The organism is Metabacillus idriensis, from assembly GCF_050483325.1.
GTDB classification, from domain to species: Bacteria; Bacillota; Bacilli; order Bacillales; family Bacillaceae; genus Bacillus_P; species Bacillus_P idriensis_A.
In genome coordinates this window covers 20,717-46,856 of sequence record NZ_JBCMYF010000008.1, presented here as the reverse complement: position 1 = coordinate 46,856, position 26,140 = coordinate 20,717, and the positions used below count along the sequence as shown (strand labels likewise).

24 protein-coding genes are annotated in these 26,140 nt (G+C 42.2%); 2 read left to right on the top strand and 22 right to left on the bottom strand.

The genetic code is table 11. The annotated features are described in order from the left end of the window. Positions 1 to 7: 7 nt before the first annotated feature. The 5 genes from recG to ABEQ24_RS05010 form a co-directional block, all read right to left on the bottom strand. The gene (gene recG / locus ABEQ24_RS05030; protein WP_430005754.1) at positions 8 to 2,062 is read right to left on the bottom strand and encodes an ATP-dependent DNA helicase RecG; all 2,055 of its coding nucleotides are present in this window, start codon (positions 2,060 to 2,062) and stop codon (positions 8 to 10) included. Continuing rightward, entirely contained in the window at positions 2,049 to 2,936 is an 888-nt protein-coding gene (gene sdaAA / locus ABEQ24_RS05025) for an L-serine ammonia-lyase, iron-sulfur-dependent, subunit alpha (RefSeq protein WP_430005753.1), read from the bottom strand. Before sdaAA ends, recG begins: the two co-directional genes overlap by 14 nt. 36 nt (positions 2,937 to 2,972) lie before the next feature. Continuing rightward, the gene (gene sdaAB, locus ABEQ24_RS05020; RefSeq protein WP_430005752.1) at positions 2,973 to 3,635 is read right to left on the bottom strand and encodes an L-serine ammonia-lyase, iron-sulfur-dependent subunit beta; all 663 of its coding nucleotides are present in this window, start codon (positions 3,633 to 3,635) and stop codon (positions 2,973 to 2,975) included. A gap of 167 nt (positions 3,636 to 3,802) precedes the next feature. Beyond that, a complete protein-coding gene (locus ABEQ24_RS05015; protein ID WP_430005751.1) occupies positions 3,803 to 5,479 on the bottom strand; it encodes a DAK2 domain-containing protein in 1,677 nt (558 codons plus the stop codon). 17 nt (positions 5,480 to 5,496) lie between these two features. Further along, complete coding sequence (locus tag ABEQ24_RS05010; protein WP_070879137.1) at positions 5,497 to 5,859, bottom strand: Asp23/Gls24 family envelope stress response protein; 363 nt, start codon at positions 5,857 to 5,859, stop codon at positions 5,497 to 5,499. Between the two features lie 276 nt (positions 5,860 to 6,135). Between ABEQ24_RS05010 and rpmB the strand changes: the two genes are divergently transcribed. Further along, on the top strand, positions 6,136 to 6,324 hold the full coding sequence (gene rpmB / locus ABEQ24_RS05005) for a 50S ribosomal protein L28 (protein WP_070879136.1): 189 nt from the start codon (positions 6,136 to 6,138) through the stop codon (positions 6,322 to 6,324). A gap of 210 nt (positions 6,325 to 6,534) precedes the next feature. Here rpmB and spoVM read toward each other — a convergent pair whose 3' ends face one another. The 17 genes from spoVM to ABEQ24_RS04920 all read right to left on the bottom strand — a co-directional run bounded on the left by spoVM (position 6,535) and on the right by ABEQ24_RS04920 (position 24,287). Then, positions 6,535 to 6,615, bottom strand: coding sequence for a stage V sporulation protein SpoVM (spoVM, locus tag ABEQ24_RS05000; protein WP_003328987.1), 81 nt, complete (start codon positions 6,613 to 6,615; stop codon positions 6,535 to 6,537). Between the two features lie 139 nt (positions 6,616 to 6,754). After that, positions 6,755 to 7,396 carry a thiamine diphosphokinase gene (locus tag ABEQ24_RS04995; RefSeq protein ID WP_430005750.1) on the bottom strand — a complete coding sequence of 214 codons (642 nt, stop codon included), beginning with the start codon at positions 7,394 to 7,396 and terminating at the stop codon, positions 6,755 to 6,757. An 84-nt stretch (positions 7,397 to 7,480) separates the two neighbouring features. Further along, complete coding sequence (rpe, locus tag ABEQ24_RS04990; protein WP_430005749.1) at positions 7,481 to 8,128, bottom strand: ribulose-phosphate 3-epimerase; 648 nt, start codon at positions 8,126 to 8,128, stop codon at positions 7,481 to 7,483. 2 nt (positions 8,129 to 8,130) lie between these two features. After that, the gene (rsgA, locus tag ABEQ24_RS04985) at positions 8,131 to 9,015 is read right to left on the bottom strand and encodes a ribosome small subunit-dependent GTPase A (protein ID WP_430005748.1); all 885 of its coding nucleotides are present in this window, start codon (positions 9,013 to 9,015) and stop codon (positions 8,131 to 8,133) included. Between the two features lie 27 nt (positions 9,016 to 9,042). Beyond that, complete coding sequence (gene pknB, locus ABEQ24_RS04980) at positions 9,043 to 11,019, bottom strand: Stk1 family PASTA domain-containing Ser/Thr kinase (RefSeq protein WP_430005747.1); 1,977 nt, start codon at positions 11,017 to 11,019, stop codon at positions 9,043 to 9,045. Continuing rightward, positions 11,013 to 11,774, bottom strand: coding sequence for a Stp1/IreP family PP2C-type Ser/Thr phosphatase (locus ABEQ24_RS04975; protein WP_430005746.1), 762 nt, complete (start codon positions 11,772 to 11,774; stop codon positions 11,013 to 11,015). Before ABEQ24_RS04975 ends, pknB begins: the two co-directional genes overlap by 7 nt. Positions 11,775 to 11,778: 4 nt before the next feature. Continuing rightward, entirely contained in the window at positions 11,779 to 12,870 is a 1,092-nt protein-coding gene (gene rlmN / locus ABEQ24_RS04970; protein ID WP_430005745.1) for a 23S rRNA (adenine(2503)-C(2))-methyltransferase RlmN, read from the bottom strand. 2 nt (positions 12,871 to 12,872) lie between these two features. After that, positions 12,873 to 14,219 carry a 16S rRNA (cytosine(967)-C(5))-methyltransferase RsmB gene (gene rsmB, locus ABEQ24_RS04965; RefSeq protein WP_430005744.1) on the bottom strand — a complete coding sequence of 449 codons (1,347 nt, stop codon included), beginning with the start codon at positions 14,217 to 14,219 and terminating at the stop codon, positions 12,873 to 12,875. Further along, positions 14,203 to 15,159, bottom strand: coding sequence for a methionyl-tRNA formyltransferase (gene fmt / locus ABEQ24_RS04960; protein ID WP_430005743.1), 957 nt, complete (start codon positions 15,157 to 15,159; stop codon positions 14,203 to 14,205). The genes rsmB and fmt overlap by 17 nt, the downstream gene beginning before the upstream one ends. A 5-nt stretch (positions 15,160 to 15,164) precedes the next feature. After that, positions 15,165 to 15,647, bottom strand: a complete 483-nt coding sequence (gene def, locus ABEQ24_RS04955) for a peptide deformylase (RefSeq protein WP_430005742.1) — start codon at positions 15,645 to 15,647, stop codon at positions 15,165 to 15,167. A 63-nt stretch (positions 15,648 to 15,710) separates the two neighbouring features. Continuing rightward, positions 15,711 to 18,128 carry a primosomal protein N' gene (gene priA, locus ABEQ24_RS04950; protein WP_430005741.1) on the bottom strand — a complete coding sequence of 806 codons (2,418 nt, stop codon included), beginning with the start codon at positions 18,126 to 18,128 and terminating at the stop codon, positions 15,711 to 15,713. Between the two features lie 3 nt (positions 18,129 to 18,131). Next, a complete protein-coding gene (gene coaBC / locus ABEQ24_RS04945; protein ID WP_430005740.1) occupies positions 18,132 to 19,334 on the bottom strand; it encodes a bifunctional phosphopantothenoylcysteine decarboxylase/phosphopantothenate--cysteine ligase CoaBC in 1,203 nt (400 codons plus the stop codon). A gap of 109 nt (positions 19,335 to 19,443) precedes the next feature. Further along, complete coding sequence (rpoZ, locus tag ABEQ24_RS04940) at positions 19,444 to 19,641, bottom strand: DNA-directed RNA polymerase subunit omega (RefSeq protein ID WP_070879124.1); 198 nt, start codon at positions 19,639 to 19,641, stop codon at positions 19,444 to 19,446. A gap of 5 nt (positions 19,642 to 19,646) precedes the next feature. Then, positions 19,647 to 20,261, bottom strand: a complete 615-nt coding sequence (gene gmk / locus ABEQ24_RS04935) for a guanylate kinase (protein ID WP_430005739.1) — start codon at positions 20,259 to 20,261, stop codon at positions 19,647 to 19,649. A 14-nt stretch (positions 20,262 to 20,275) separates the two neighbouring features. Then, positions 20,276 to 20,539: an extracellular matrix/biofilm regulator RemA gene (gene remA / locus ABEQ24_RS04930; RefSeq protein WP_029281439.1), complete on the bottom strand. Its 264-nt coding sequence runs from the start codon at positions 20,537 to 20,539 to the stop codon at positions 20,276 to 20,278. 74 nt (positions 20,540 to 20,613) lie between these two features. Beyond that, positions 20,614 to 21,489 (bottom strand): YicC/YloC family endoribonuclease, encoded by an 876-nt coding sequence (locus ABEQ24_RS04925; protein ID WP_430005738.1) that lies wholly within the window; start codon positions 21,487 to 21,489, stop codon positions 20,614 to 20,616. A 122-nt stretch (positions 21,490 to 21,611) separates the two neighbouring features. Then, positions 21,612 to 24,287: a calcium-translocating P-type ATPase, SERCA-type gene (locus ABEQ24_RS04920; RefSeq protein WP_430005737.1), complete on the bottom strand. Its 2,676-nt coding sequence runs from the start codon at positions 24,285 to 24,287 to the stop codon at positions 21,612 to 21,614. Positions 24,288 to 24,430: 143 nt separating this feature from the next. On the opposite strand from ABEQ24_RS04920, the gene ABEQ24_RS04915 reads away from it, so the two are divergent. Continuing rightward, positions 24,431 to 26,137, top strand: coding sequence for an Rqc2 family fibronectin-binding protein (locus ABEQ24_RS04915; RefSeq protein ID WP_430005736.1), 1,707 nt, complete (start codon positions 24,431 to 24,433; stop codon positions 26,135 to 26,137). Positions 26,138 to 26,140 lie beyond the last annotated feature (3 nt).

The window sequence follows — 26,140 nt, the reverse complement described above, 5'->3', positions numbered from 1 at the left end:
GATTCTATTAATCTAATTTATCTCCATCTACGACCCCTGTTTGTTCAAGATACTCCCTGAGTTCCCTGTAGTCTTCTGAGTGCCAGAAAGCATCGGATTGTACGAGCTTTGCCGCATCACTCCTTGCAGTTTCAAGCGCACGGTAATCATGAACCATATCAGCCACTTTAAATTCAGGCATTCCGCTTTGCTTCCTGCCAAAAAAGTCTCCTGGCCCTCTGAGTTCCAGATCTTTCTCTGACAGCTCAAAACCATCTGCTGTTTCTGTCATCACACGCATGCGTTCTTTGCCTGTTTCTGATTTCGGATCAGCAAGCAGAATACAGTAAGACTGGGAGCTTCCTCTTCCTACCCGTCCTCTTAATTGATGGAGCTGTGAAAGTCCGAAGCGCTCTGCATCATAAATCATCATAACCGTCGCATTCGGCACATTGACACCTACTTCAACAACAGTTGTGGAAACCAGAATTTGAACCCGGTTTTCACTGAACTCCCTCATCACTTCGTCTTTTTCCGCACTTGTCAGCCTGCCGTGCATCAGTCCCACATTCCATTTATCTTTATAAAAATGAACAAGTGTACTGTGGACGTCAATTGCATTTTGAACATCAAGCTTATCAGATTCCTCAATAAGGGGGCAGATCACATAAGCCTGTCTTCCTTCCTGCAGTTCTTTATGAATAAACCGAAGGATGCGGTCCAGCATTTCGTGCTTCACCCAATACGTTTCGATTTGTTTTCGCCCAGCAGGAAGTTCGTCAATCACAGAGACATCCATTTCCCCAAATGCAGTGATGGCAAGCGTCCTTGGAATGGGTGTCGCTGTCATAAACAGGACATCCGGGTTTTCTCCTTTAGCCCGCAGCACTTTTCTCTGCTCAACACCAAAGCGATGCTGTTCATCTGTAATGACAAGTCCTAGCTTTGCAAAATGGACATCCTGCTGAATCAGAGCGTGGGTTCCGACTAAAAAGTGGATATCGCCATCTGCCGCTTTTTGAAGCAGCTCTCTTCTTTTTTTGCCTTTCACTGAGCTTGTAAGCAAGGCAACAGTTACAGGAAAGCCGCTGAAGGTTTGCGCAAGAGATTCTGCATGCTGCTCTGCCAATATTTCTGTCGGCACCATCAAGGCAGCTTGATAACCGGATAAATGAGCGGCATACATAGCAATCGCCGCAACCACTGTTTTACCTGAGCCGACATCTCCCTGAAGGAGGCGGTTCATGCGGTAGTTTGACTTCATGTCGGTTAAAATTTCACGGACAACCCTTTGCTGGGCATTTGTAAGCGGAAAGGGAAGTGATCCCGTAAATCCTTCTAATTGCAATGGATCGATCTGATGGATAATTCCATGAGACTGTTCCCGCTGAAACTTACGCAAAGCCTGCATTTTCAGCTGAAAAAGAAGAAATTCTTCATAGACAAAATATCGCCTTGCATGCTTTAGATCTTCATGCTTCAAAGGGTGATGCATCGTAAAAATGGCTTCTTTTTTTGCAGGCAGACGATACGCGGCCATCAGCTGCTCCGGAATCATATCCGTGATGTCAGATGAGTATTGACTAAGTGCCTGATTGATGAACTTTCTCATCGTTTTGACCGTCATCTTTTCTTTAACAGAGTACACCGGTTCGATTTCATGCTCCTTTGCCTGAGGGCCAAAGACGATTTCGCTGACGGAAATCGTCTGCCGGTGCTTGTCCCACTTTCCTGAAATCGTAATGACAGACTGCAGCTCAAGCTTCTTTTTATAATACGGGCGGTTAAAAAACACGGCACTTATTAAATATCTTCCAACTAGAACCCGGACAGTCAGCCTTGATTTCTTTTTGCCGAAAAAGGCAAGAGAAGGTTCACTATGAACCTTCCCCTCGACTGTCACCCGTTCATCATGCTGTACTTCCGCTAAGTCCTTCAGGCGATAATCTTCATAACGATATGGCAAATATTCAATTAAATCTTTTACAGTATAAATGCCCATCTCATTCAAGATTTCTTCTGACTCAGCTCCTATCCCCTTAACGGAACTGACAGGCTGCATGAGTGAATTAGCCGCGTTCATCAAGTGAGATCCCAAAAATTTTCGCTTCGAGTTCACGGCCGGTCGGTGTGGCCGCGAGTCCGCCTTGAGCTGTTTCTTTAAGAGCAGTCGGCATTGATTGGCCGATGCGGAACATAGCATCGATTACTTCATCACACGGGATGCGGCTCGTAATGCCCGCTAAAGCCATGTCTGCCGCGATCATGGCATTTGCTGCACCCATTGCATTTCTTTTTACGCATGGTACTTCCACTAGCCCGGCAACCGGATCACAAACAAGTCCAAGCATATTTTTAAGTGTAATGGCCATTGCCTCTGCAGCCTGACCTGGAGTGCCGCCAGCCATCTCTGTTATCGCTGCTGCAGCCATGCCTGATGCAGATCCGACTTCTGCCTGACAGCCGCCGGCAGCTCCGGAAATGGAAGCATTATTTGCAACAACAAAGCCAAAAGCACCAGAAGTAAACAGAAAATCGATCATTTCTTCTCTGCTTGGATTTAATTTAGCTTTCACCGCAAATAGAGTTCCCGGAACAACGCCCGCCGATCCTGCAGTAGGGGTTGCGCAGATGGTCCCCATTGCAGCATTCACTTCGTTTGTGGCAACCGCTTTACTGACGGCATCCAGAATAATTTCTCCTGACAGGAAATTTCCCTTTTGGATATATGCCTGCATGAGAACGGCGTCTCCTCCAGTCAGCCCGGAATGAGATTTCACTCCTGCAAGTCCCTTTTCAACAGCCTGTTCCATAACCGTTAAATTCTGATCCATCATGGACAAAATTTGCTCGCGTGTTCTGCCCGTCATTTCCATTTCCTGCTCAATCATGATTTCTGCTATTTTAACGCCCTTGCTTTCAGCAAGTTCGACTAGTTCCGCTACATTTCGAAACATGTTTTTTCCCCCAGTCACATCACTGCTAATATTGGCCTAATCTGCTATTTTCGTTACTTGAAGAATATTCGGCAGTGTTTTAAGTTCATCCAGTACTGCGATATCGATGTTTTGATCCACTTCAATTGTCATTAAAGCAAGCTTGCCTTTTTCCTTGCGCGCTACATTCATATGGCCAATATTAATCGCATATTTGGCCAGTACATTCGCTACAGCAGCAATGGCGCCAAACCGGTCGTTGTGAACAACTAATATGGCAGGATGATTTCCTGATAGTTTCAGTTCAAACCCATTCAGTTCAGTGATCTCAATTTTCCCGCCGCCGATCGAAATTCCTACAAGTTCAAGCTGGCCTTGATCGTCACCGATGATGACACGCGCCGTATTCGGGTGATCCGTTATCGCTTCTTCTTCTGTGAAGGTTACTTTCATTCCTTTTGCATCTGCAATCTCCAAGGATGTTTTAATTCTTTCATCAAAAGTATCAAAGTCAAGCAAGCCGCCGATTATGGCTACATCTGTGCCATGGCCTTTAAATGTTTTGGCAAACGAGCCGTAAAACGAAATCGCCGCCCACTTCGGCTCTCTTCCAAAAAGGCTCCGTGCCACTCTGCCGATTCGTGCAGCCCCTGCTGTATGCGAGCTTGACGGGCCGATCATTATGGGTCCAATGATATCAAATACACTTCTATATTTCATAAAATCCCCCTAAGCTTAGAAAAAAGTTACTGTAAAAACTAGTATCTCCCCCTGCAAGTTTATCAGAAAAAGATCCATTGCGAAAACGTAATCATACAGAAAAAAAAGGAAAATGAAATTTCAGCTTACATAAGAAATAGAAGGGGGATCCCCTTCTATGTTTTGTTTTATTCAATTGAAAAGATGTAAGAATATAAAGGCTGTTCACCTTTATGAACTTCTACTTCTATTTCTTCATATGTTTCTTCGATGAATTGCACCAATTCCTGAAGCTCATCATCAGCAGCATCTTCGCCTTGTAAAACCGTAAGAATTTCATCATCGTCTGAAATCATCGTTTGGAGAAGCTTTTTCGCTGAGGCTAATTGGTTCCTGTCTTTTGTAACAATTTTGCCATTTGCAATTCCCATGAAGTCTCCCTTTTCAATATCAAGACCATCAATATTCGTATCGCGGACAGCGTACGTAATTTGACCTGTTTTGACTGAATCAAGGGCATCTTTCATAATTTCTTCATTGTCTTCTGCAGATGCTGAAGGATTAAATGCAAGCAATGCAGCCATTCCTTGCGGCACTGTTTTTGATGGAATCACGATCACGTGATCATCAACAACAGAAGCTGCCTGCTGTGCAGCCATGACAATATTTGAATTGTTAGGCAGAATGATCACATTCTCTGCATGAACATCTTTAATGGCCTGAACAATATCCTCTGTGCTTGGATTCATCGTTTGTCCGCCTTCAATGACAGAATGAGAACCGATGCTTCTGAAAAGATCAGCAATGCCTTTTCCCATTGTCACGGTAACGATGCCGTATTTTTGTTTTTCTTTCTTTTTGGAAACAGGTTCAGCAGCAGGCATAGACGGAGCGTCATCAAGCAAGCTTGTATGCTGCTGGCGCATGTTTTCAATTTTCATGTTGATCAGGCTTCCATAACGCTGTGCATATGTAAGTACCTGGCCGGGATATTCTGCGTGGATATGTACTTTAACGATTTCTTCATCTGCAATAACTAATAAAGAATCACCATGCTCGCTCAGATCCTGTCTGAACGTCTCTTCAGTAAAAGCGTCTTTATCAGCTTCAAACCGCACCATAAATTCCGTACAGTAGCCAAATTCAATGTCTTCTGTATTGATGTGGGAAGCTACACTTTTGTGATGTTCAGCACTAACAAGATCTGTCATCGAAGCAGTAACTTTAATATTTGACACTTTTTCGCCTCTTAGTTCGGCAAGGAAACCTTCATAGACAAATACAAGTCCCTGCCCGCCGCTGTCGACTACTCCAACTTCTTTAAGAACAGGCAATAAATCCGGCGTTCTCTCTAAAGATGCTTTAGCTTCTGTTAAAATCGCTTCCATTAATTGATCAATTGAAATAGATGAATCAGCTTCAATAGTATCAACCGCTTTTTTAGCAGAGTCTTTAGCTACAGTTAAAATCGTACCTTCAACAGGTTTCATCACCGCTTTATAAGCAGTATTTACACCAGCCTGAAGGGCATTTGCAAAATCGGCGCTTGTAATCGTGCTTTTGGATTCAATCGCTTTTGAAAAACCTCTGAACAGCTGAGACAAAATGACACCTGAATTTCCCCGGGCTCCCATCAATAAACCTTTTGAGAGTGCTGCACCGACTTTGCCGATGTGTTCAGATACATGATTTTGAACCTCTTTTGCACCTGAAGTCATCGAAAGGTTCATATTTGTTCCGGTATCACCGTCCGGAACAGGAAAAACGTTTAATGCATCAACGTATTTTGCATTGTTTGACAGATGTCCTGACCCCTGCAAAATCATTTCTGCAAAACGTTTTCCATCTAAAGTTGTAATTGACACGGACTTTTTCCTCCTTACTACGGGTTCGTTACACGAACACTCTGAACAAAAATATTGACTGAATCAACAGCTAGTCCAACTGTTTTATCCAGTGTGTACTTCACTTTCGTTTGAACATTATGAGCCACTTCAGAGATTTTAGTTCCGTAGCTGACGATAATGTACATATCAATATTGATATGATCCTCTTCTTGACGGACAATAACTCCGCGGCTGAAATTTTCTTTTCTTAAGATCTCAGTGATGCCGTCTTTAATTTGATTTTTTGACGCCATTCCGACAATGCCATAACAGTCTATTGCTGCACCGCCTGCAACCGTTGCAATGACTTCGTTGGATATGTCAATTTGTCCGTACTTTGTTTTCATCTCAATGGACATGATTGTTCCCCCTTTGGAATTGTTCGCATAGGCTAATGCTATTTTACTATATACAAGCGATTTTTAAAAGTCATTCTACTACCAGCCACGGCACATCTTACCCTATAGTATTATTCAGCATCAATTAATCATGTATGTCAAGGAAAAATTCTTGAAAGCAAAAGCAAGAACTATTGCATTCCGAAAGGAGTTGTGATAAATTATTAAAGTATCTCATGACAAACAAGATCAGTATGTTTGAATTGGAAAGGTTTTTTGCAGTTAGGAGGGAATACGATGGCACGTAAATGCGTAATCACAGGTAAAAAAACACGTTCTGGAAACACACGTTCTCACGCAATGAACGCTTCAAAACGTACTTGGGGTGCTAACCTTCAAAAAGTACGTATCTTAGTTGACGGCAAACCAAAACGCGTATATGTATCTGCTCGAGCTTTAAAATCTGGTAAAGTTGAGCGTGTTTAATCAAAAGCTTTAAGCTTTTGACCCGTTCATTTCTATAGATTTTCGAAACGAATTCAGGACGGGATTTAAAACATATGAAAAAGGCACCGCTTTAAGCGGTGCTTTTTTTATATTCACAGAATGCCTCGGAAAATCGCCCGGCAAGGCAAAAAGCGCCTCCTTAGGCCATTTCTATATTACCTTAATGACCAGAGCGCTTTGCTTTTAGATTTAGTCTTTTTTAAATGACCCAAGCATCGCCCGGACGATGCCACCTAAAAACTTCGGTAATTTGATCGTATAAAATTTCATACTTTCCCTCCTCAGCCATGCGTTCAAAATGATGATGAAAGATTCAGCGGATCAGTTTTTTTCATTTTTCATCGTATGCGAAGCACGTGCAGCCCCGATTATTTTTTTAAACATCATAGTTTAAAAAACGCTCCAGAAGTTATTCATCAGTACTTCTTACCATCATTAATATGCCTTGCTCAAACGAAAAAGTACCGAACGGAAGAATAAGTTCATTACTAATACATAGTGTAGAGCCAAGCTTTATATGACAATTTGAAAGCGGATATTTAAAGCCTTTAAGGGTAATGCCTCTTACTTCACCGCTTACAGGAAGAAATGAAATGTACGGATGGCTGCTTTCTCTTCCGATATGATAAGTGCCAGGCAAATGCACTGTTATTTCATTCGTATGATCAATGATTTTAATTGGTGCAACCGGATATTTTGCCAGCAGCTGAGTATTCGCAAGAAAATGATCCAGTCTTCCTCCTGTCGAACCGAATAAATAAATTTCATCCGGTTCCTGTAAAATTGCCCATTCTAAAGCAATCTCCGTATCGGTTTGATCTTTTTCTGACGGAAACAAGTTCATATCAAGAGATGATTTCGCTAAATCCTCACGCTCATGATCTGAAATGGAATCAAAGTCTCCAAAAGCTCTGTCGGGAGTAATGCCTGCATCCTGCAGGAAAATAACTCCCCTGTCCACACCGATCCAGATAACTGAATCTTTGTCATAGCTTGCTAAAGTTGGTATGTACCTTTTCGGTCCTCCTGCAACAATGTAGATTGATTTCATTTCACTCACCTTATCTAGTTTACATAATAATATTATTTAATTGATTTTTCATGTGCTTTAAAAAAAGAACCGCAAAAGCGGTTCTTAAGCATTTCTTATTTCACGGATGGCTTTCATGCGATCCTGCTGATTGTATATAGCAGAACCCGCAACAAGGACATTTGCACCTGCCTCAATGCAAAGTCTGGCAGTCTCTGCATTAACTCCGCCATCCACTTCGATTTCCGTATGCAATCCGCGGTCTTTCACCATATTTGCTACTTCAGTGATTTTCGGCAGCACAGAATGAATAAACGATTGACCGCCGAACCCTGGATTCACGGTCATAAGAAGAACCATGTCAAGTTCGTCTATAACGTGTTTAATGACTTCAGCAGGTGTATGAGGATTAAGAACTACCCCCGCTTTTACACCTTCAGACTTGATCAGCTGAATTGTCCGGTGCAGATGAGGGCATGCTTCTGCGTGTACAGTTATGATATCCGCCCCCATTTTAGCAAACGTACCAATGAAAGCATCAGGATTCTCAATCATTAAATGAACATCTATAGGGAGCTTTGTAACCGGTCTGATCGCTTCAACAATCAGCGGTCCGATTGTGATATTAGGTACAAAATGACCGTCCATCACATCGACATGAATATAATCCGCTCCCCCTCTTTCAACATCCTCAATTTCTGCTCCAAGGCGGGAAAAGTCAGCTGAAAGAATCGATGGTGCAATTTTAATCATGGTTAGTACCTCGGCTTTCTATCCTTAATTTCTTCAATAAAACTCAAATAATGGTCATACCGGTATTTGGGGATTTCCCCTTTTTCAACTGCAATCTTAACCGCACATTTCGGCTCTGACACATGTGTGCAGGCTCTGAATTTACATTGATCGCTTTTTTCTCTCATTTCCGGAAAACAATACGAAAGATCTTCAACTTCGATATTCATAAATTCCAATGAACTGAAGCCAGGTGTATCTGCTACTAGTCCTGATCCGACAGGAATTAGCTCTACATGTCTTGTTGTATGCTTTCCGCGGCCTAAATGGGCAGAGATATCGCTCGTTTTAAGGGCAAGTTCAGGGCGCAGCACATTTAAAAGAGATGATTTTCCGACACCCGACTGTCCGGCAAATACAGAAATGCGGTCATTTAACAATGGCAGCAGCCCGGCAATGCCATCAGCTTCAAGGGTAGAAGTCAGCCTCACTTCATATCCCATTTTGCGGTAATCATCCGCATAGGCAAAAATCTCATTCTTTTGTTTTTCATCTTCAATCAAATCGGTTTTGCTGATACAAATAATTGGCTCAATTTCGTTTGATTCAATCAGAACCAAAAAGCGGTCCAGCAGCACCGTGCTGAAATCAGGCTCAACAGCTGAAAATACAAGGATGGCCTGATCGACATTTGCAATCGGAGGACGCACAAGCTCATTTTTTCTGTCCAATACCTCCTGGATGGTGCCTTCCCGTTCATTTTCGTAATCATAAATGACTTCGTCGCCAACGAGCGGGGTTACTTTATTTTTGCGGAAGACTCCGCGTCCGCGGCACTGAATCGTCCGTTCTCCATCAAGACAATAATAAAATCCGCTTAACGCTTTAATAATTTTGCCTTTAGGCATACATTTCCTCCTTGATGCTGCAGGGACTTACTCAGGGTAAAGAATGATTTCAGATTTCACAACCCGATTGTCAATGATAACCTGATAAAATGCTTTATCACCAGGTTCTATCGAAAATTCTATGTCACGTGAAGTGTTCTCAGTGATCGTAAACTTATCAAACACATCTGATATAGAATGCTCTGCATCATCTATGTTAATACTGACCTCGGCTGGCTGTCCCGCAAGCTCTGGCGGATAAGGTATTTCGATCTTTTTCTTCACTTTTTGAATTGGCAATGGTTCAGGACCAAGCGATATTGTCGCTTCAAGCGTATCTCCAGGCAGTACTTTTTCAGAGGGTCCAGGAGATTGTTTGACGACTTCTCCTTTGCTTACCGTGTTTGAATAAACATCTTTCCGGACCAATTCCAGATCATTTTCTTCAACATAAGCATTTAAGGCTTCCTCTGAATACCCTGTCAAATCCTGGAGCTCAAACTCCTCAGGTCCTTTGCTTACCGTTAAGACCAGTTCATCTTCTCCCGGAATGACCTCAACTCCAGGTTCAGGGTCCTGTTCTAAAATCGTTCCCGCTGCTGCTTCATTAAATTCTTCTTCAATTTTAATATTTGTAAACCCTTTTCTTTCAAGAAGATCGCGGACCCGGTTAATATCACGGTTCACATAATCATCGAGCTCTGCCTTTTCTTTGCCGGAGCTTTCATAAATGATGATTGTATCCCCTTCTTTTACGGTTTTTCCCGCTTCAGGTTTTGTTTTTACAACATAACCTTCCTGAATTTCTTCATCTTCAATAAAAATAGGATCATCCACAACAAATTTGGCAGCAATCAGCTGTTCAACCGCTTCTTCATATTGCATACCCGTTAAATCAGGCACTTCAATATCCTTTGGCATAAACAGTTTAGGGACAATCGTTACCGCGGCAACACCGGCGACCAAAAGCAGAATAAAGATTGTCAGTATAACCATGCCGGCTTTGTTCTTTTTCTTTTTTTCTTTTTTGCCTTTTTTATTTGCCTCTTTAACCGGCTTTTTTGATTCATCTCCTCCTATGTTCTCAGGAGCACGGACCATTGTATCGTCGGTTTTTTCATACATATTGGAATCCGTAATGATCGGAATCGCTTTTGTGGCTTCATTATCTTCCGGAATGACGAATTTTTCTTCGTTAAGCCGTTCTGGTTTCAGGGCAGTTGAGATATCTTCTTCCATTTCTTCAGCGGATTCATATCTGTGAAAGGTATCTTTGGCCATTGCCTTTAAAATGATATTCTCCACACTCTGCGGTATTGTGGCATTCCACCGTTTTGCAGAAGGAGTTTCTGACTGCAGATGTTTCAGCGCAATGGAAATGGCAGATTCGCCGTCAAACGGAAGTCTGCCTGTAAGCAGTTCAAAAAGAACGATTCCAAGGGAATATATATCTGATTTTTTATTGGCCATTCCTCCGCGCGCCTGCTCTGGCGACAAATAATGAACAGAGCCCAGTACAGAGTTCGTCTGGGTAATTGTTGTAGAGCTGAGTGCCATTGCGATGCCGAAGTCGGTTACCTTCACATTACCATGCGGATCGATCAAAATATTGTGCGGCTTTATATCACGATGAACAATATGATTTTCATGGGCGTGTGCTATCGCGGATACGATTTGCTCCATGATATTTAAAGCTTCTCTTGGATGAAGGGGTGCATATTGCTGTATGTATTGTTTTAACGTATTGCCTTCAACGTACTCCATGACGATGTAATAAATGCCATCCTCTTCTCCAACATCAAAAATACTGACGATATTCGGATGGGCAAGACTAGTTGCTGATTGAGCCTCTCGTCTGAATCTCTTAATAAATTCATCATCATTTGAAAAATCAAATCTTAGAACTTTCATTGCAACATCTCGATCTAAGATCATATCCCGCGCCAAATATACGTTTGCCATTCCTCCGCCGCCAATAACCCGAAGAATTTTATACCTGCCGCTTAATCGCTTGCCAATTAACACGTCTGATCACCCTCTTTGATTTCAGACAGCTGTTTGACAATGACGAGTGAAATATTATCCTCTCCTCCATTATCATTTGCCTGATTAACCAAAGATAATGCGATTTCCTCGAGTGACCCGGGAGAAGTAAGCGTCTGCTCCATTTCACTCTCGCCGACTTTGTTGGATAGTCCGTCGGAACATAAAAGCAGAATATCTGATTCCTCAAGACAAATGGATGTCAGATCAAGTTCAACGTGTTCTTCTGTCCCTAAAGCCCTTACAAGAACATTTTTTCTTGGATGATGTTCTGCATCTTCCTTTGAAATCTGTCCTGATCGCACGAGTTCATTTACAAGTGAATGATCCTCGGTAATTTGTTTAAAACCGTCAGTGTTGCATAAATAACCCCGGCTGTCGCCGATATGACCGATTGTGGCAAAACTTTCTGTGCAGATTGCCGCAACTACCGTTGTCCCCATTCCTTTACAGTCTGGATGTGTCAATGCATGCTCAAGCAAAATAGCATTCACTTTTTCGATATGCTCTTTCAGCCAATGTACAGCAAGGTCAGGGGAAGAAATGCGGGAAGCTGATTCCCACATTTCTTTTAAAGTTGCAATCGTCATCTGACTTGCAACATCCCCTGCTAAGTGACCTCCCATACCATCTGCAACAACTGCCAGCACATCCTTGTCTTCATTTTCAAAGACGCCAACACTGTCTTCATTATGCTGCCTTACTTTTCCCCTGTCTGTTACAATAACGGTTTCCATGAAGTCACCTCGTCTCTTCTTTGCGCTCCTTCGCTCTAAGCTGACCGCATGCTGCATCAATGTCGTGTCCCTGTTCACGTCTGGTCGTTACGTTTATGCCGCGTTTTTTCAATGTCTTCTCAAACAGATCAATCTGTTCTCTTGGCGTTCTGACATAGTCTCGTTCAGGCACATAGTTGACAGGAATTAAATTCACATGACATTTGAGATGCTTAATAAGCTTCGCGAGCTCTTCAGCGTGCTCTACCTGATCATTTACTCCGCCGAACAAACCATATTCAAAACTTACACGGCGGCCTGTTTTATTCACATAATACTCAATGGCTTCCATCAGTTCAGGAAGCTTGTATGCCTTGTTGATTGGCATTAAACGGCTTCTAAGCTCCGTATTTGGAGCATGAAGAGAAACGGCAAAGTTTATCTGCAGGTGTTCATCTGCAAATTTATAAATTTTTGGAATGATTCCGCTCGTTGAAACCGTAATATGGCGTGCTCCAATATTTAATCCATCATCATGATTAATGATTTTAAGGAATCCCATCATTTCATCATAATTGTCAAATGGTTCGCCAATGCCCATGATCACCACATGACTTACGCGTTCCCCAAGCTCATCAAGTGCCTTCTGTACTTTTACGACCTGAGCAACGATTTCTCCTGCTTCTAAATTCCGTTTTAACCCGCCAAGTGTTGATGCACAGAACGTACAACCAATCCGGCATCCGACCTGAGTTGTTACACAAACCGAATTTCCATATTCATGACGCATCAGTACGGTTTCAATCGAATATCCGTCATGAAGTTCAAATAAGAACTTCATTGTACCGTCATTTGAAGTTTGCTGAATGATTGTTTTAAGGGTTGTTAAAACGAAATGCTCATCAAGCTTGCTTCTCAGCGTTTTCGATAAATTAGACATTTCTTCAAAAGAAACTGCTCTTTTGATATAAAGCCAGTCAAAAATTTGAGCAGCCCTGAACGGCTTCTCGCCTTTCTCTGTTAACCAATCTTGCAATTCTCCGAGTTCAAGAGAATAAATGGAAGGTTTTACTTGTTCTTTGGTGACTGTTTTTTTTGTGCGTTTTACCTCTTCCATTTTTACACCTTCTTTCTTAAGCTTGCTATATAAAATCCGTCCGTGCCGAAATAATGCGGCAATATTTGAAGCTGTCCATCAGCAGCAAATGCTTTTGCAGGCTGCGGCAAACGGTCAATTAATGAATGATCGAGCTCGTAATCACTGTGTTTTTCTAAAAATGCCTGTACGACTTGTCCATTTTCTTCATGATCAATTGTACATGTGCTATAGATTAGTGTACCATCTTTTTTCAATAAAGGCGCGACTGAAGAAAGAATTGCCAGCTGAATTTCGGAAAGACGGCCTACATCCTCTTTTGTTTTAGAATATTTAATATCCGGTTTTCGGCGGATGACGCCAAATCCTGAACAAGGTGCATCAACTAAAATTTTATCAAACTGGCCGTTTTCAAATCGGGTATGAGCCTTCCTGCTGTCAAGCGCCTCTGTTTCAATATTGCTCAGGTGAAGACGGTGTGCCTGCTCTTGAATTAATTTCACTTTATGCTCATGCAGATCAAGTGAATGAACAGATCCTGTGTTTTCGAGGATTTCAGCAATATGAGTTGATTTCCCGCCTGGTGCAGCGCATGCATCCAGCACATTGTCGCCTTTTTGCAATCCAAGCGTTCGTGCTACAAGCATTGAGCTTTCATCCTGGATTGTAAAACAGCCCTTTTTAAATTCTTCTGTTTGAGCAAGATTTCCCTTCAGGCTTTTTATGGCGTCTTCTGTCAGGTCGCCTTTCTCAGTTTGGATTCCTTTTTGCAGAAGCATGTCCATCAATTCCTCAGGTGATTGTTTCATTTGATTCACCCGTGCTGTCACACTTGGCGGTGTGATATTTGCCTCGCACATTTTTCTGGTCTCAATGATTCCAAGCTGGTCGATCCAGCGCTGAACAAGCCAGAGCGGATGACTTGTTTCTACTGCAATCCGTTTTCCTTCATCTTTAATGGAATCAAAGGCAGGTACACCTTCTCGCTGAAGCGACCTTAAAATCCCGTTTACAAAAGAGGCAATCCCTTTATGCCCGCGGGATTTGGCAATTTCCACAGCTTCAAATAATACGGCTCTCTCAGGCACCCTGTCAAGATAGACCATTTGATAAACTGAAAGGCGAAGCAGATTCATGACCCATTGTTCTGTCTTTTTGGCATTTTTCAAAAACGGTGACAGGTAAAAATCAATCGTATCTTTGCGCTGCAGTGTTCCATAAACCATTTCAGTCAGCAGAGGAATATCGATTTCTTTCACGTTATTCTTCTTTATCATAGAATTTAAAAGAAGATGGCTGTATGCCTGATTTTTTTCAATTGTCAGCAGTGTTTCCAAAGCAACCTCGCGGACATTATTTGTTTTCTTCATTTTGCTCTCCCAACTTTTCTCCTGCCTGCATTTGCGTGCCTCTCAGAAAATCTTCTCCGCTCATCTTTTTCTTTCCGGATGGCTGGAGCTCTGTAATTTTGATTGCCGTGCTGTCACCAGTTGCCACAACAAACCCATCAGAATCGATTCCAATGATTGTACCAGGTGCTGCAGTGTTTTTATTCGGCAGTTTTTCACCCCACCAAATTTTCACAGCTTGATTATTCATGTGGGTATAGGCAACTGGCCACGGATGCAGACCCCGGATATGATCATAGATTTCCTGGCCGCTTTTCGTCCAGTCAATCTTCTCTTGTTCCCGCTTGATGTTCGATGCGAATGTCGCTTTTTCATTATCCTGCTTGCGGGGAGTCAGCTTTCCTTCAAGCAGCAGGGGCAGCGTTTCTGCCAATAGATCTGCTCCGGCAGCACTCAGTTTATCATGAAGAGTTCCTACATGATCCCGCTCTTCTATTGTCACTTCTGCCTGAGTCAGGATATCGCCGGCATCAAGTTTTTCGACCATATACATGATCGTGATGCCCGTTTTCTTTTTGCCCTGAAGAATGGAATAATGAATAGGAGCTCCGCCTCTTAGCTCAGGCAGCAAGGAGGCATGAACATTTATGCACCCGAACTTGGGGGCTTCTAATAATTCATTCGGCAGAATTTGGCCGAATGCAGCTGTTACGACCAGATCCGGTTTAAGAGCAAGCACTTGTTCAAGCTCTTTTTTATCTCTGATTTTTTCCGGCTGGAGCACAGGAATCTTCTGTTTTTCCGCTTCTACTTTTACTGGAGGAGGTGTCAGTGTTTTTTTACGGCCTTTAGGGCGGTCAGGCTGAGTAACAACTCCAACAACTTCATATCCTTCTGCCACGAGTCTTTTTAAAACAGGAACTGAAAAATCAGGCGTTCCCATAAAAACGATTCTTGTCATGCCAATCATCCTTCCAATTCTTCTAGCTCTTCTTCATTAATATATTTTTTCACTTTAGACGTAAATAAAATTCCGTGAAGGTGATCAATTTCATGCTGTAATGCTCTAGCCAAAAAACCATTTGCTTCAATGACAAATGGTTTGCCTTTTCGATTTTGAGCTCTTACTTTCACAAAATCGCTGCGTTCTACTTCGCCATATAAACCCGGGAAGCTTAAGCAGCCTTCTGGACCCGTCTGAGACCCGCTCTTTTCTAAAATAACTGGATTAATCAGTTCAATTGTTCCATGATGATCATCTATGTCAACAACAGCGGCTTGAATGGGTATTCCCACTTGAGGAGCAGCAAGACCCACCCCGTCAAGTTCAATCATTGTATCATACATGTCTTTTAATAACTTTGAAAGCTTTCTGTCAAAGACGGTGACAAGTTCGCATTCCTGCTCCAGCACTTCTGCCGGGTGCACGACAATTGGTTTTATAGCCAATGAAACATCCTCCAGATTTATCTTTATTTTATTTAGTTTAGACGCATATGCTTCATCTAAACCCTACATCATAGTATTTGGATTTAAATCAATGCTGATGGATAATTGATTTTTATTCATATCCTGCTGATAGTGTTCGATAATCATTTTAAGCGATGCGTGCAGATTTTCTTCCCGCTTGTATTTTATCATGCATTGATAGCGATATCTATCGTTTATCCGTGGAATGGGCGATGCTACAGGTCCAAGGATCTGCACAGTATCTGAAAGTCTTTGATTCAGGTGCTTCGCTATTTTCTCTGTAACAGAAACAGCTTTCAGGAGATCCGGATGAGACACCGTGACTAATGCAAGATAATAAAAAGGAGGATAAGCATGCTGCTTTCTTGTCAGCATTTCCTGCTGATAAAAAGTATCATAGTCATGATGGCTTGCAAGCTGAATGCTGTAATGCTCAGGTGAATAGGACTGAATCACAACTTCGCCGGGCAGTTCATGCCTCCCCGCTCTGCCGCTTACTTGTGTCAGCAGCTGAAACGTTTTTTCAGATGAGCGGAAATCCGGCAAATGCAGCATCGTATCTGCGGTCAATACCCCTACAAGGGTTACATCTGGAAAGTCCAGTCCTTTTGCAATCATTTGCGTGCCTAAAAGAATATCTGCCTCTTTATTGCCAAACTGTGTCAATAATTTTTCATGAGACCCTTTCCGTCCGGTCGTATCCACATCCATGCGGATAATTCTTGCTTCCGGCAGTACCTTTGCAAGCTCTTCTTCTACCCGCTGGGTTCCCGTTCCAAAGAAACGGATATGCTCGCTGCTGCATTCAGGACAAACCTTTGGCATGGGCTCCTCATGACCGCAATAATGGCACTTTAATTGAGAACCATGTTTATGATACGTTAAGGAAATATCACAATGCGGGCACCCGGTCACACAGCCGCAGTCTCTGCACATGACAAAAGAAGAATATCCCCGTTTGTTTAAAAATAAGACGGATTGCTCCCCTTTTTGAATTCGGTCCTGAAGCTTTTCAAGCAGGGAAGATGAAAACATCGTTCTGTTTCCGCTTCTTAATTCATCTCTCATATCAATTACTTCGACTCGTGGCAGCGGCCGCTGATTCACACGCTCTTTTAAGGATAGAAGCTGATAAACCTCTTTCCCTGCTCTGGCAAACGATTCCAGCGAAGGTGTTGCACTTCCCAAAACAACAGGGCATTGATGTAATTTTGCTCGGTAAACGGCGACATCCCGCGCATGATAGCGGGGATTCTCTTCTTGCTTATAGCTTCCTTCGTGTTCCTCATCGATAATAATCATTCCAAGGTTCGTGAATGGAGCAAATACGGCAGATCTTGCTCCAACAACAACTTTAACCTCACCGCGATGAATTTTTCTCCATTCATCGTACTTTTCTCCGACTGAAAGTCCACTGTGCAGTACTGCCACAAGCGACCCGAATCTTCCTTTAAATCGATTGACCATTTGCGGGGTAAGCGAAATTTCCGGAACGAGAACAATTGCATCTTTCCCCTGATTGAGGACAGACTCGATTGACTGCAGGTACACCTCTGTTTTCCCGCTGCCAGTTACACCATACATTAAAAAGACATCATGCCGGTTTTGTTCAACCGAGTTCAGGATTGGAGAAATGGCGGTCTGCTGTTCATCAGTAAGTGCAAGGGGCTCTGTCTTTTTAAATGTGCGGTCCTCGTAAGGATCACGATAAACCTCTATATTTTCTTCCCTTAACAAGTTCTTTTTAATTAGCGTTTTTACAGGAGAGTCTGTTATGTTCAGCTGCAAAAGAAGTTCCTGAAGCTGCACAGATTGACCGGTATTTTCAATAAAGTAATCGAGAACAAGCTTTTGTTTTGCTGCCTGTGACGAACATGACTCTGATTCCTTCTTTAGTTCAGCTATTTCTGCATTAGAAGAGATGTACTTATGAGTCTTTTTTTTGTTTTTTTGTTTTACCTGGTAAATCACTTCAAGGAGTCCCCGTTCGATTTCCAGCTGAAATTCTTTTACAGCATCGCTTTTTTCGACATCTTTCCAATAAATGCTTCTTCTGCTTTGAAACCACGGAAGGACTTTCGGATGAAGGTTCGGTCTGAATTCATCTGAAACAAGGACGATTTCCTTCTCATATTTCGCTTTCATCGCAGCCGGCAGCATGGCCCCGAAAGCAGAAATCTTAAAGCATAATGTTGTTTGAGTAAGCCAGTGGCCGATATCAAGCAGTTCATTTGTCAATGCAGGCGTAATATCCATTACTTCAGAGATTGGCTTTACCTTGTCAAATTCACTTTCATTTTTAAGGCCAATCACAAACCCCTGAACTTTGCGGGGGCCAAACGGCACGATCACGCGCATTCCGGCTTTAATAAATCCTGTCCATTTATCAGGAATGAGATAATCAAATGCTCTGTCTGTCTGCATTGCTTTCACATCAACGATTACGCTTGCGAACCTCATGATTTATACTCCTTTATCAAGACGGCTGATTTCTCCTAAAATTTGCTTTGCTACTTCTTGTTTAGACAGCACAGGAAGCTCTATTTTTTCACCGCTCTTTTTGTACATGGTCACAATATTTGTATCTGTTCCGAAACCTGCTCCCTCTAGCGTCACATTGTTTGCCACTATCATATCCAGGTTTTTCTTCTGGAGTTTTCTTAACGCATATTCTTCCACATTTTCCGTTTCGGCTGCAAATCCTACGAGAATCTGGTTTTCTTTTCGTTCACCCAGATCTTTTAAAATATCTTTTGTCCGTTCCATTTCAATCGTTAAAGAACCGTCCTGTTTTTTCATTTTCTGATCAGTGACGATGCTCGGCCGGTAATCGGCAACGGCCGCAGATTTAATGACAATATTCATTTCATTGAAGCGGTTCAATACTTCACGATGCATTTCTTCTGCCGATTCAACCTTCACAACCGTCACACCTGAGGGAGGAGATATCGCAACCGGACCTGAGATCAACGTAACTTCCGCACCCATTTGATAGGCAGCCTCTGCAATGGCATAACCCATTTTGCCTGAAGAATGATTCGTAAAATAACGGACTGGGTCTACTTTTTCGCGAGTCGGTCCCGCAGTGATCATCACATTTTTGCCTTTTAAAGGCAACATGTCCTTATCAGAAAAAAAACCTTCTATTAAAGTGACAATTTTCTCTGGTTCTTCAAGTCTTCCTTTTCCGACATAACCGCAGGCTAAATAGCCTTCACTTGGCTCTATATATTGATATCCATACTGAGATAACGTCAGAATGTTTTTTTGAACAGCCGGATTGTCATACATATGAACATTCATTGCAGGAGCAATCCAGACCGGTGCCGTCGTGGCAAGAAGTGTCGTTGTCAGCATATCGTCTGCAATGCCATTAGCTAATTTACCGATCGTATTTGCGGTGGCAGGTGCGACAACAACAAGATCTGCCCAATCGGCAAGATCAATGTGTGAAATAACGGCAGGATTTTTCTCATCAAATGTATCAAAATAAACGTCATTTCTGGATAAAGCCTGGAATGTCAGCGGGTTAACAAATTCGCGCGCTGAGTTTGTCATAATTACTTTTATTTCCGCTCCAGCCTGAATGATTTTGCTTGTTAATGCTGCTGCTTTATAGACGGCAATTCCTCCGCTTACGCAAAGGAGGATTTTCTTCCCCTTCATTTCACATTCCCCCACCAAAGTTATAATTGTTATTATAGCTGTGAATTATCAAGAATGAAAAAATAACAACCCATGTTGTTTCAGGTTGTTATTTTAAAGTGCCATTTAATTAGTCTTGTTTTTCATAATCAAGCAAGCCTGAATTAATTTCTTCAAGTGCTTTGCCGACATATTTATGCGAGACAGGCTTTACGATTTGCTGATCGTGATTTTCCTGCATTTCACGTGCGCGTCTTGCAGCCACTGTAACGAGTGTATATTTAGAATCAAGCTTATTCATGAGTTTATCAATAGATGGATATAACATATTATTTATTCAACCTCCAGCATTTTCTTATAACGAAGTGCAATGCGGTCACGTCTGCAATGTTCAGCTGTGACAATCGCACGAATACGTCCGCATGCAAGATCCACATGATCATTTTCAACGACGTAATCGTAAGCATCCATCATTTCAATTTCTTCTTTGGCAACCTTCATGCGATTATTGATAATATCCTGTGTTTCTGTTCCCCGTGTGACGATGCGGTTTTTTAGCTCGCTTAAGCTCGGCGGCATAAGGAAGATGAACAATCCTTCCGGGAATGCCTTTCGCACCTGCAAAGCTCCCTGAACTTCAATCTCAAGGAAAACATCTCTTCCTTCGCTTAATGTTTTCTCCACATAGTCTATCGGCGTTCCGTAGTAATTGCCAACGAATTCCGCCCATTCCAACAAACGTTCTTCTTTAATTAATTGTTCGAATTCTTCTCTTGATTTAAAGAAATAATCAATACCGTCAACTTCGCCTTCACGCGGTTTGCGTGTCGTCATGCTGATTGAATATTGAAAATCTGTATCATTCTGTGAAAAGATAGCTTTTCTTACAGTACCTTTACCAACACCAGAAGGACCCGAAAGCACGATGAGTAATCCTCTTTCTTTCATATCCAGAACTTTCCCTACCCTTCATCTGTTAACTCGTCTTTATTTGAAAGCCTGTGGGCAACCGTTTCTGGCTGAACCGCAGATAGTATAATATGATCACTGTCCATAATCACGACCGCTCTCGTTCTGCGGCCATATGTTGCATCGATAAGCATGGCGCGGTCACGGGCGTCTTGAATGATCCTTTTAATCGGAGCTGATTCAGGACTTACAATGGAAATAATGCGATTGGCAGAGACGATATTGCCAAAGCCGATATTAATTAACTTAATACTCATCTGTTCGCTCCCCCTAGTAAACGACAAAACTATTTTTGCCCTAAATGGCCCATTATAAACGATTTAACTGCGAATTATTCAATATTTTGGACTTGCTCTTTTAATCTTTCTATGACACTTTTCAGTTCTACTGAACATTTGGATATATCTTTGTCATTTGCTTTAGAACCGATTGTATTCGCTTCTCTATTCAGCTCCTGAACAAGAAAATCTAATTTTCTTCCAATTGATTCTTCTTTTTGCATCGTTTCGCGAAATTGTGAGAGATGGCTTCTGATTCTCGTAATCTCTTCTGCAATATCCGCTCTGTCAGCAAAAAGGGCAGCCTCTGTTGCCAATCTGCTTTCATCAATTGTGCCCTCGGAGAGCTCTGCCATCTTTTTTTCCAGCCTCTGTTTGTAGCGGATAACGACTTGGGGTGCATATTTCTCCATATCAGATACATAAGATTCCAAAAATGCCAGCTGCTTTTGGAGATCGATTTTCAGATGTGCACCTTCTGCCATTCGCATTTCTTTCAGCTTTTCTGCTGCATCCTGCACAGCCGCAAAGATCATGGTATGAATTTCTTCATTCCCTTTGGCCTGTTCCCCAATTGCAAGAACTTGATCCAGCTTAAGGAGATCTGTCAGCTGCAATCCATTATGTAAATCATACCGGTTTTGCATGGAAGCCGCCGTCTGAACATATTGATCAAGCAAATTCCAATCCACTTCGATAAACCGGTCTGCCAATGATTCGCCTTCAATTGTTATGTATAATTCAACGCGTCCTCTATAAATGATAGAAGAGACCACTTTTTTGATTTTATCCTCTATGGACATCAATTGTCTAGGCATTCTTACGTTAATTTCAAAAAAACGGTGATTAACCGATTTCATTTCGGCTGTAATGGTCAGTTTATCATTCCCAATTGATGAACGCCCATATCCTGTCATGCTGCAAACCATTCATTTCACATCCAATTCTTTGATCAACTCATAAGTATGCTCTTTGAGTCGTCCTGAAAAAGACCCTCAAACAAAAGAAAAGGTAATAGACGGAGCTATTACCCTTCGAATTATAGCATATTTTAACTTTTTTTTCTTGTCAAAAGTGATCCTGCCAGCAAAAAAGTTGGAATGGCTGATAATCCTAGCACCAAGAGCCAGTCTCTTGCCATGATCGGGACTGTATGGAAGACCGGCTGCATCGGTGCATAGTAGATTACAGCAAGCATCAGCAGCACAGATGAAATAACCGCACCCACAAGGTAGAGATTCTCAAACGGATTTCTTAAAAACACAGATCTTTCGCTTCTGCAGTCAAACACATGAATCAACTGAGCCATGACCAATGTTGCAAACGCAATCGTCTGGGCATAAATCAAGTTGTCCGGATCCCGGTGATAAACGATCATAAACGCAGCCAGGGTCACAATTCCAATCAGGAATCCCCTTGAAATGACTTTCCAGCCAAGACCCCGTGCAAATACCCCTTCCTTATGATGCCGCGGTTTTCTCTGCATTAAATCTCCTTCTGGCTGATCTAATCCTAGAGCCATCGCAGGCAGACCATCCGTCACAAGGTTGACCCACAAAATCTGAATTGGAACAAGGGGCAGCGGAAGCGCAAGCAGCATGGCAAAAAGCATAACCAGAATCTCGCCGACGTTGGATGCAAGCAAATATCGGATAAACTTCCTTATGTTCTCATAGATATTCCGGCCTTCTTTAATAGCAAGCTTGATCGTGGCAAAATTATCATCGACTAAAACAAGGGCAGATGCTTCTTTAGCTACATCTGTTCCTGTTATCCCCATTGAAATGCCAATATCAGCAGCTTTTATCGCAGGAGCATCATTTACCCCGTCTCCAGTCATCGCAACGATATGCCCTCTGCTTTGAAGCGCTTTAACAATTTTCAGCTTGTGTTCAGGCGATACCCTTGCAAACACATAAATATCGTCTACTATCTGTACTAGCTCCTCATTTGGCATAACGGACAGGGCTGCCCCGTCTATTACTTTCCCATTTGGCGGCAGGAGATCGAGCTGTTTGGCAATAGCACTTGCCGTATTGACATGGTCACCTGTGATCATCACCGTTTTTATTCCTGCCTGCCTGCATTCTTTTACTGCTTGTTTTACTTCAGGACGCGGCGGATCGATCATTCCCTGAAGACCCAGGAAAACCAAATTCTTTTCTGCTTCATGCTGATGATAAACGGCCTGAGCAGAAACAGGCTTAAAGGCAACCGCAATTGTCCTTAGTGCTTGAGATGCAAGGTTATCGATCGCTTCATTTATTTTTGTTTCGTATTTTGAGGATATATAGTGCTGTTTTTCGTCCCACAGCACAAAATCTAATTTCTGAAGAAGAATATCTGGCGCACCTTTTGTGATAACAAAGCGCTTGCCGTTTTTATCCTCGATGATGACGCTCATCATTTTCCGGATAGAGTCAAATGGAAATTCCTCGATGATTTTAAATTGCTTGGAAAGTGCTTCTCTTGAAAGTCCTGCTTTCATCGCAGCTACAACAAGGGCGCCTTCTGTCGGATCTCCGTCCAGAATGTAGTCATCATCTTTCTCATAAATGTTTGCTGTATTGCAAAGCATGCCAAACGTAAGAATTTGCTGAAGGGATTTATTGTCCTTTACTAATACCTTTTGTTCATTTACGAAGAATTCGCCTTTGGGCTGATAACCTGTGCCGCTGAGCTGCCAGGTGCGTCCGCCGGACCAAATATGCGTAACAGTCATCTTGTTTTGTGTCATCGTTCCAGTTTTATCTGAACAAATGACGGATGCACAGCCAAGCGTTTCTACAGCAGGCAGCTTTCTGACAATCGATCTTTGCTTAATCATTCTTTGAACACCCAGTGACAAAGCAACGGTTACGATGGCAGGAAGGCCTTCTGGAATCGCAGCTACAGCAAGAGATACACCTGCAAGAAACATATCGTAGAGCTCATGTCCTTGAATAACTCCGACTGCCACTACTAGAAAAGTTAATGCGAGAGCGACAACAATTAAGATTTTCCCGAGCTGCTCAAGTCTTCTTTGAAGCGGTGTTTCCATCGTCTCGGCAGACTGCAGCAAGTCGGCAATCTGTCCCATCGCCGTATTCATGCCAGTTGCAACCACAACTCCGACCCCATTGCCGCGAGTGACTAATGTTCCCATGAAGGCCATGTTGGTTAAATCCCCAATACCCGCATGACCGTCTGAGAGAGCATTCGTAAATTTAGAAACAGGAAGGGACTCTCCCGTTAAAGCAGATTCCTCTATTTCCAGGCTTTTTGCTTCAATCAAACGCAGATCTGCGCCTATTCTGTCCCCGCTTGCAAATTTCACAATATCTCCGGGAACAAGATCCTTCGATTGAAGTCTTGTCCATTCTCCTTCTCTAAGTGCCTGAACTTGAGGCGCTGACATCTCTTTTAGTGCTTCAAGTGATTTTTCCGCACGCCGCTCCTGAAAAAAACCAAGTATGCCATTAATTAAAACGATGGCAATGATGGCAATAGCATCGATATATTCGCCAAGCAGACCCGAAATCAATGTAGCCGCCAGCAAAACAAGCACCATAAAATCTTTAAACTGTTCCAAAAACAATAAAAATGCTGAAGGTTTTTCAGCTTCCTTAAGTTCATTGTAACCGTGATGCTTCACTCTTTTTTGAACATCTTTTTCCGTTAATCCGTTTTCTCTGCTTGTATTAATTGACTGAAGAACTTCTTCCGGTCCAATTTCATGCCATTTCATGAATTTTTTTTACACCTCTCAATACGTGGAATAGTAGGACAATCTCTTATAATGTCAATTTATTCAGCCCTGTCCAAAAAAATGCTATAATAATTTGAATGTGGAGGTTTGATCCAACTTACCTATAGAAAAGGGTGCTTGCGATGTCATTTGATGGCATGTTTACATATGCGATAACAGAAGAATTGAAAAAAGAACTGGAAAATGGAAGAATCTCAAAGATCCATCAGCCATATAAAAACGAACTGATTTTTATCATCCGGGCAAATGGGGGTAATCATAGGCTCCTGCTGTCAGCCCATCCAAGCTATGCAAGAATTCACTTAACAACGGAAAGCTATGAAAATCCGAGTGAGCCACCAATGTTCTGCATGCTGCTCAGAAAGCATTTAGAAGGCGGAGTCATAGAAAGAATCGGACAGATTGAATTAGAACGGATTCTGTACATTGATGTGAAAGGCAGAAATGAAATCGGCGACGTAACTTATAAGCGCCTGGTTATTGAAATAATGGGCAGACACAGCAACATTCTTCTCATCGACCGTGACCGCAATATGATTCTTGACAGCATTAAGCACATCTCACCTGCTGTTAACCGTCACCGCACGATTATGCCGGGCCAGGAATATGTACTGCCTCCTGAGCAGAATAAACTGAATCCCTTTGAAGCGACAGAAGAAACGATTTTGCGTAAAATTGATTTCAATTCAGGAAAATTGGATCAGCAGCTTATGCAGCAGTTTGCCGGAATCTCGCCTATCTTTGCAAAAGAGATTTTGTTCAGAGCAGGTCTTGCAAGCAGGGTCAGCCTGCCGGAATCCTTTTTAAAGCTTGTTTCTGAGATTAAGAATAATGACATCTCAGCTTCTATGATAGAAACAAGTGATAAAGAATATTTCTATATTCTTCCCCTTACTCACTTAAACGGAACGAGCAAGGTTTTCCCTTCGATTTCTGAGATGCTTGACCGCTATTACTATGGAAAAGCAGCCCGTGACAGAGTGAAGCAGCAAGGCAATGATCTAGAACGTTTTGTACAAAATGAACTGAAGAAAAATAAAACAAAAATCAAAAAGCTGCAGGCGACGCTTAAGGATGCTGAAAAAGCAGAGAAATACAAGCTTCGCGGCGAGCTGATTACAGCTAATATGTATGCAATAAAACGCGGGGATAAAACGGCAGATGTCATAAACTATTATGACGGGGAAATGGTCAGCATTACCTTGAATCCGCAAAAGACGCCGTCTGAAAATGCACAGGCATATTTCCAAAAATACAATAAGGCAAAAAAATCGGTTGCTTTTGTTGAAGAACAAATAAGCCTCGCTGAAAATGAAATCATCTATTTTGAAAACGTGTTTCAGCAAATTGAATCTGCTTCTCCAAAAGATATCGAAGAAATTAGAGAAGAATTGATGGACGGCGGCTACTTAAAGAAAAAACAAGCAAAAGGAAATAAAAAGAACAAGCCGGCAAAAATAATTCTTGAAAAATATGCGGCTAGTGACGGAACGGAAATTCTTGTCGGAAAAAACAACAAGCAAAACGATCACTTGACAAATAAGACAGCAGCACGGGATGATATTTGGCTCCATACAAAAGACATACCAGGCTCTCATGTTGTCATTCGAAGCCAGGAACCAAGCGAGGAAACGATATTAGAGGCGGCAAGTCTTGCAGCTTATTTCAGTAAAGCAAAAGGCTCAAGCTCTGTCCCGGTTGATTTCACAAAAATACGGCATGTCAAAAAACCGAATGGATCGAAACCCGGTTTCGTCATTTACGACAACCAGCAAACCGTTTATGTGACACCTGATCCGGATTTAGTCATTAAATTAAAAAAAGCATAGACT